Source organism: Hydrogenophaga sp., from assembly GCF_028698005.1.
In the GTDB taxonomy this organism is placed as follows: Bacteria; Pseudomonadota; Gammaproteobacteria; order Burkholderiales; family Burkholderiaceae_C; genus Hydrogenophaga.
In genome coordinates this window covers 1-5964 of record NZ_JAQVEJ010000172.1, presented here as the reverse complement: position 1 = coordinate 5964, position 5964 = coordinate 1, and the positions used below count along the sequence as shown (strand labels likewise).

5 protein-coding genes and 1 pseudogene are annotated in these 5964 nt (G+C 70.2%); 1 reads left to right on the top strand and 5 read right to left on the bottom strand.

Going from position 1 to position 5964, the window contains the following annotated elements; all coding sequences use genetic code 11:
* Both PHQ87_RS13795 and PHQ87_RS13790 read right to left on the bottom strand, forming a co-directional pair.
* Positions 1-274 (bottom strand): alpha-hydroxy-acid oxidizing protein (locus tag PHQ87_RS13795; protein ID WP_300235481.1); only part of this gene is annotated, 274 nt, incomplete at its 3' end.
* A 112-nt stretch (positions 275-386) separates the two neighbouring features.
* The gene (locus tag PHQ87_RS13790) at positions 387-1949 is read right to left on the bottom strand and encodes a bifunctional aminoglycoside phosphotransferase/ATP-binding protein (RefSeq protein ID WP_300235479.1); all 1563 of its coding nucleotides are present in this window, start codon (positions 1947-1949) and stop codon (positions 387-389) included.
* A 53-nt stretch (positions 1950-2002) separates the two neighbouring features.
* Here PHQ87_RS13790 and PHQ87_RS13785 point away from each other — a divergent pair, with 53 nt between their 5' ends.
* Positions 2003-3526, top strand: coding sequence for an AMP-binding protein (locus tag PHQ87_RS13785; protein ID WP_300235476.1), 1524 nt, complete (start codon positions 2003-2005; stop codon positions 3524-3526).
* A 6-nt stretch (positions 3527-3532) separates the two neighbouring features.
* On the opposite strand, the gene PHQ87_RS13780 is transcribed toward PHQ87_RS13785, so the two are convergent.
* The 3 genes and pseudogenes from PHQ87_RS13780 to PHQ87_RS13770 all read right to left on the bottom strand — a co-directional run.
* On the bottom strand, positions 3533-4048 hold the full coding sequence (locus PHQ87_RS13780) for a hemerythrin domain-containing protein (protein ID WP_300235473.1): 516 nt from the start codon (positions 4046-4048) through the stop codon (positions 3533-3535).
* Positions 4049-4100: 52 nt separating this feature from the next.
* Positions 4101-5762, bottom strand: coding sequence for an iron ABC transporter permease (locus PHQ87_RS13775; RefSeq protein ID WP_300235470.1), 1662 nt, complete (start codon positions 5760-5762; stop codon positions 4101-4103).
* Positions 5762-5964, bottom strand: a pseudogene (locus PHQ87_RS13770) (ABC transporter substrate-binding protein); the annotation flags it as partial. The pseudogene PHQ87_RS13770 and the gene PHQ87_RS13775, both read right to left, overlap by 1 nt.

The following is a 5964-nucleotide window of genomic DNA, read 5'->3' as shown; positions in this document are numbered from 1 at the left end:
GGATCTCGCCGTCGGCGTGCTGCATGCCGGTCAGGCCCACCGGGGCGATGGCCACCGGCATGGTCACGGGCTGGCCCACCATGGTGGTGGCCGTGGTGCGGCCTTCCATGTTCACGGCCACGCGCTGACGCAGCTTGATTGTCTGGAAATCCTCTTCGTTGGAGCGGTAGGTCCCCTCCGTCCAGGAGCCCGAGTCGGCGTAGTCGTAGAACATGCGCGGCACGCGCCGCTGGGCGAGGACGCGCAGGTCTTCGATGTTGGTGATCACGGGCATGGGCAGGCTCCACAGGCGCAACAACAGGATGCCGCCGATGTTAGCGGAGCCCTGGGCTGGCTGGCCTGAAAGCCGCCCGGTGCCGTTTGAAATTTTCTGGTGGTCCGCGTGCTCAAACCGCGGGCGCAGGCGCCGCCACCGTGGCGTCGCGCTCGGCCGCGTCCAGCGGCTCGAGCCAGCCGAACTGCTGGTCCAGCACCGCCAGGGTGGCCTCGGAGGCATCGTTGCCGCGCGCCTGGCGGGCGCGGATGCGGCGGCGCAGCTCCTCGGGCGGCGCCTCGCAGGCCAGGATGTGGAACGGGCAGCCGATTCTGGCGGCCAGCTCGGCGAAGGCGGCGCGTTCGCTGCGCCGCAGGAAGGCCGCGTCCACGATCACCGACCAGCCGTCCTGCAGCAGGGTGCGGCTGCGCGACAGCAGTGCGCCGTAGGTGTCGCCGTGCGCCTGCGGCGTGTACAGGCCGCTGTTCAGGCCCGAGCCGCTGGCCTGCAGGGCCGATAGGCCGTGCAGGCGCTTGCGCTCGACGTCCGAGCGCAGGCGGATGGCGTGGCCGCTGGACTCGGCCTGCAGCCAGCGCGTGGAGGCCCAGGTCTTGCCGCTGCCCGACAGGCCATGGGTGATGACGAGCCGGGGGGCGGGGGGCTGCGCGATGTGGCGCGCCAGGGCCAGCGACTGTCCGATCTCCTCGTCCAGGCGCGCGCATGCGGCGGCGTCGTGCGTGGTCTGGGTGCGCCGGATGGCGGCCACCTTGGCGCGCACCAGCGCGCGATAGACGGCAAAGAAGGGCAGCACCGGCGGCGCCGTGGTGTCGCCGCTGGCGTCCAGCCAGGCGGACAGCAGCGCGCTGGCCAGTCCGGGCGCCCCCTGGCGACGCAGGTCCATCCACGTGAAGGCGATGTCGCTGGCGGTGTCGATCCAGCGCAGGGCGTCGTTGAACTCGATGGCGTCGAAGGCCACCACCTCGTCACCCAGCCTGACCAGGTTGGCCAGGTGCAGGTCGCCATGGCCCTCGCGCACGCGGCCTTCGGCGCGGCGCCGGGCCAGCCACCCGGCGAGCGCGGCAAAGCGTGTTTCGGTCCACTCGGCCAGCCAGGCCAGTTCGGTGGCGGCGTCGCCCGTCGGGTGGCGGTCCCGCAGTGGCGGGAAGTTGTCGCGTGCCCACGCCAGCACATCCGCCGGCCGGCCCCAGGGGCTGGCGGCGTCGGCCACTGCGGCGCGCGCCTGGAAGGCGGCCACGTGTTGCGCCAGCGCCTGCACGTCGTCCATGCCCAGCGCTCCTTGCGCGCACAGGTGGTCGAGCCGGCCGGCCTCGTCGAAGCGGCGCATCTGCACCGCGTACTCGATGGCGCCGGGGGCGTCCAGCGCGTCCAGCGGGCCCCAGCGGGGGTCGTGTGCGGGGCCCAGGATGGGCCGCACGCCCTGATAGAGGGCCGGGCCGTGGCGGGGGGCGAAGCGGCGGTTGACGCGGATCTCGGCCGCGCAGGCGGCACGGCGCAGGGCCAGCGTGCCGAAGTCCATGAAGGGCAGGCGCACCGGCTTCTTGATCTTCCAGGCATGGGTGTCACCCAGCAGCACCCAGGCGCCGTGGGTCTCGATCAGCCCAATGCGGGTGCAGGGTTCGGGGGCGCGGCGCGGATCGAGCAGGGCGGCTATCAGGGGCGGGACATCTTGCGGCATGCGGACACTGTATCGTTTCGGGCAGAGCAACCACAACGACGGAGACATCGGCCATGAATCTGGCTCACCTGCTGCAGCGCCGGGCACAGGAGCATCCCGACCGCGCGGCCATTTTCCACGGCACCGAGGCGGTGGCCACCTACGCCCAATGGGGGCAGCGCTCGGCGCGTCTGGCGGCACGAATGCGGCATGCCGGGCTCCAGCCGGGCGAGCGCGTGCTGCTGTTCATGCGCAACCATCCGCGCTATCTGGAACTGTTGCTGGGGGCGTGGTGGGCCGGACTGGTGGCGGTGCCCGTCAATGCCAAGCTGCATCTGCGCGAGGTGCAGTGGATTGCCGACAACTCGCAGGCGCGGCTGGCGTTCGTGACGCGCGACATCGTGCCCGATCTGTCGGCGCTCACGGGGCTGGGTGCCGTGATGGATGTGGACGGCGAGGCATGCGAAGCCTGGCTCAATGAGGGGGTGGCAATGGCCACGGTGGAGGAGCGTGCGGCGGACGACACCGCCTGGCTGTTCTACACCAGCGGGACCACGGGCCGGCCCAAGGGCGTGATGATCACGCATCGCAACCTCATGACCATGGGGATGGGGTACTTCAACGATGTCGATCACGTGGCTTCGGGCGATGCGATCGTGTATGCGGCGCCCATGTCGCACGGCGCGGGCCTGTACGCGATTGCGCACCTCATGGCCGGTGCACGGCACGTGGTGCCGCTCTCGGGCGGGTTCGACGCGGCCGAGCTGTTCGACCTGGGCCGCCAGTTGGGGCCGCTGTCGATGTTTGCCGCGCCGACCATTGTCAAACGCATCGTCGACGAAGCCCAGGCGCAGGGGCTGACGCCCGGGGACTGCGCGCGCAGTTTCAAGACCATCGTCTATGGCGGCGCCCCCATGTACGTGGCCGACATCCGGCGCGCGTTGCGCGTGATGGGTCCGCGCTTTGTGCAGATCTATGGTCAGGGAGAAAGTCCCATGACAGGCACCGTGCTCAGTCGCGTCCACCTGGCCGATGTCGCCCATCCGCGCCATGAACAGCGCATCGCCTCGGTGGGCGTGGCGCAGACGCCCGTGCGCATCCGCGTCGCAGGCCCTGATGGCCGGTCGCTGCCGCCGGGTGAGGTGGGCGAGGTGCTGATCCGGGGCGACAGCGTGATGGCCGGCTACTGGCGCAACCCGGAGGCCAGCGCGGCCGCCATCCGCGACGGCTGGCTGTGGACCGGTGACATGGGCGCACTGGACGCCGACGGCTTCCTCACCCTCAAGGACCGCAGCAAGGACCTCATCATCAGCGGCGGCAGCAACATCTACCCGCGCGAGGTCGAGGAGGTGCTGCTGGAAGCGCCGGGCGTGCACGAGGTGGCCGTGGTCGGCGCACCCGACCCCGAATGGGGCGAGATCGTGGTGGCGTTCGTCGTCCCCGAGCCCGGTGCCACGCCGGACGTGGCCGCGCTCGACGCCTTCTGCCTGGACCACATCGCACGCTTCAAGCGCCCCAAGCGCTATGTGGTGGTGGAGGCGCTGCCCAAGAACAACTACGGCAAGGTGCTCAAGACCGCGCTCAGGGCGCGTGTCTGACCAGCCCTAGCTGCAAGTCACGCTGCCGCAGCCGGTCATGGTGGCCGGCCGCACCCTGGACGGGTCGGCCAGGGTTTCGGTGCGCGAGTCGAAGCCGACTTCTTTCATGTGCAGGGCCAGGCCGGCGTCCATGCTGGCGGCGTGCTGCGGGAACCACTCGACCAGGGCCTCGGCCAGGCGGTTGATGATGTCGGTGTCGCCCTTTTCGTGGTGCTCGACCACGGCACGCATGGTCTCCAGGATGGTGGCGTGGTGGCTGGCGTGGCAGTTGTCGGGTGCGAAGCCGACGGCCACCATCCAGCGCTCTTCCTGCGCGAAGTGCTCGACGGTGTGGTCGATGAACTTCAGGTACAGGGGCAGTTGCTCGCTCTCGGGCAGGGCCAGCAGTTCGTTGAGCATCTGCACGAACTCCTCGTGCGTGTCGTCCATGCGGCCATCGCCGGTGCGCAGGTGCTCGGACCATGCGAGCCCCTGGGCGGCGGGGGTGGCGGTGGTGTCGGCGGCGGTTGCGGTGGTGTTCATGGCGTGCAACTGTAGGCCCGATCGGAGGCAGTTCCTTTGATAACGGTCAATTTTATCGGGCGCGGACCGACCACCGCCGCAGCCCGCTGGCCAGCACCAGCAGCGTGCAGGTGATCGCGATGGTGATCAGGCTCATGGCCATGCCCTGGCCGACCGAGCCCTGGTCGAACTGGCGCCAGATGAACAGCGAGACGGTTTGCATGCCGGTGGGCGTCAGCAGCAGCGAGGCCACCAGCTCGCGCGAGGCGATGGCGAACACCAGCAGCATGGCAGCACCCACGCTCGGGCCCAGCAGCGGCAGCACGATGCGGCGCAGCGTGGTCCAGAAGCCGGCGCCGTGCACGAAGGCGCTGGCTTCGAGATTGCGGCCGATCTGGCGCAGTGCCGCATGTGCATAGCGCGCCGGGTAGGGCAGCAGCAGGCAGGCGTAGGCCAGCAGCAGGATGAGCCAGGTGTCATAGGGCGTGAACGGCAGCCAGGGCTGGTTCCAGGCCAGGATCAGGCCGACCGCGACCACAATGCCCGGCATGGCGTTAGGCAGAATGGCCAGTGCGTCGAGCACGCCGGCCGAGCGCGAGGGCGCGCGCAGCACAGTGTAGGCCAGCAGGGCCCCGACAACGCCGGTGAGCAGCGCCGTGCCGGTGGCCAGCGCGAGACTGGTGGCCAGCGCCGACAGTGCGGCCGAGCCCTGGGCGAACAGGGCGTCGAAATGGCGCAGCGAGAGGTTGTCCCAGGCCAGGCCGCCCGAAAGTGTGCCGGTGAAGGCGGTGGCACCGATGGACAGCAGCGGCGCCAGTGTGGCCAGCACGGCGACGGAGCTGAACAGCAGCAGTGCCGGCGCCTGCCAGGGGCCGAGCGGCCGCGCGCCGCGCACCACCGGCTTGCCGGTCTGGGTTTCATAGTCGCGTCCGGCCGTCACCCAGCGCTGGGCGCCATAGGCCAGAAGAGCCAGTGTCATCAGGATGACCGACAGCACGGCGGCACCGGGCAGATCGATAGGCCAGTCGCTGAAGCGCTGCTCAATGCCGGTGACGAGCACGAAGAAGCCCACGTTCGAGGCCAGCACGGCGGGCGTGCCGTATTCCTCAATGGTGGCGGCGAACACCAGCAGCAGGCTGGCGGCCAGCGCGGGCAGGGCCAGCGGCAGCGTGACCCGCAGGAAGGCGTGCCATGGGCTGGCGCCGAAGATTTGTGCCACCTCGCCCAGGCGCGAGCCGCTGGCGGCCACTGCGCGCGAGACGGCGAAGTACACCACCGGGAACAGGTTGAGCGCCATCACCAGCACCACGCCCAGGAACGAAAACAGCGTGCCGCCCAGGTGCAGTCCGCTGAGCTGCTGCAGGAAGCCGGCGGGCTGCAGCAGCAGGATCCACCCCATGGCCGCGATGTAGGGGGGCACCATGAAGGGCACCAGGAAGGCCAGGTCCCACAGGCGCGCCAACGGCACGTCGAACAGGCCGCGCAGCACGCCCAGCGGGATGCCCAGCAGCGCGCTGGCCAGTACCACCGCCAGGCCCAGCTTGAGCGTGTTGCCGATCAGGCCCGGTATGGCCGGATCGCGCAGCGTGTCCTCCAGGTGGGTCAGCGGCCGCGCGAAAGAGCCCTGCGCGAGGTCGGGGAAGCTGGCCTGCAGGACGACGAACAGCAGGGGCACGACCACCAGCGCGGCGAGAGTGCCGATGCAGATGGTCAGCAGCGAGCGATGGGGCAACATCAATGGCGGATGAACAGCTCGGTGAAGCGCTCCAGCAGGGATTGGCGGCCCAGACGTTCCTGCGCGTCGGCCGGGGGCAGGGTCTTGAAGCTGTCCAGGGCCGGGCGGCGCGCGGCCACGTCGGAGCGTGCGGGAATCAGGAAGGTCTTGGCCACGGCGGTCTGGCCGGCGTCGGACAGCACGTAGTCGATGAACTTGCGCG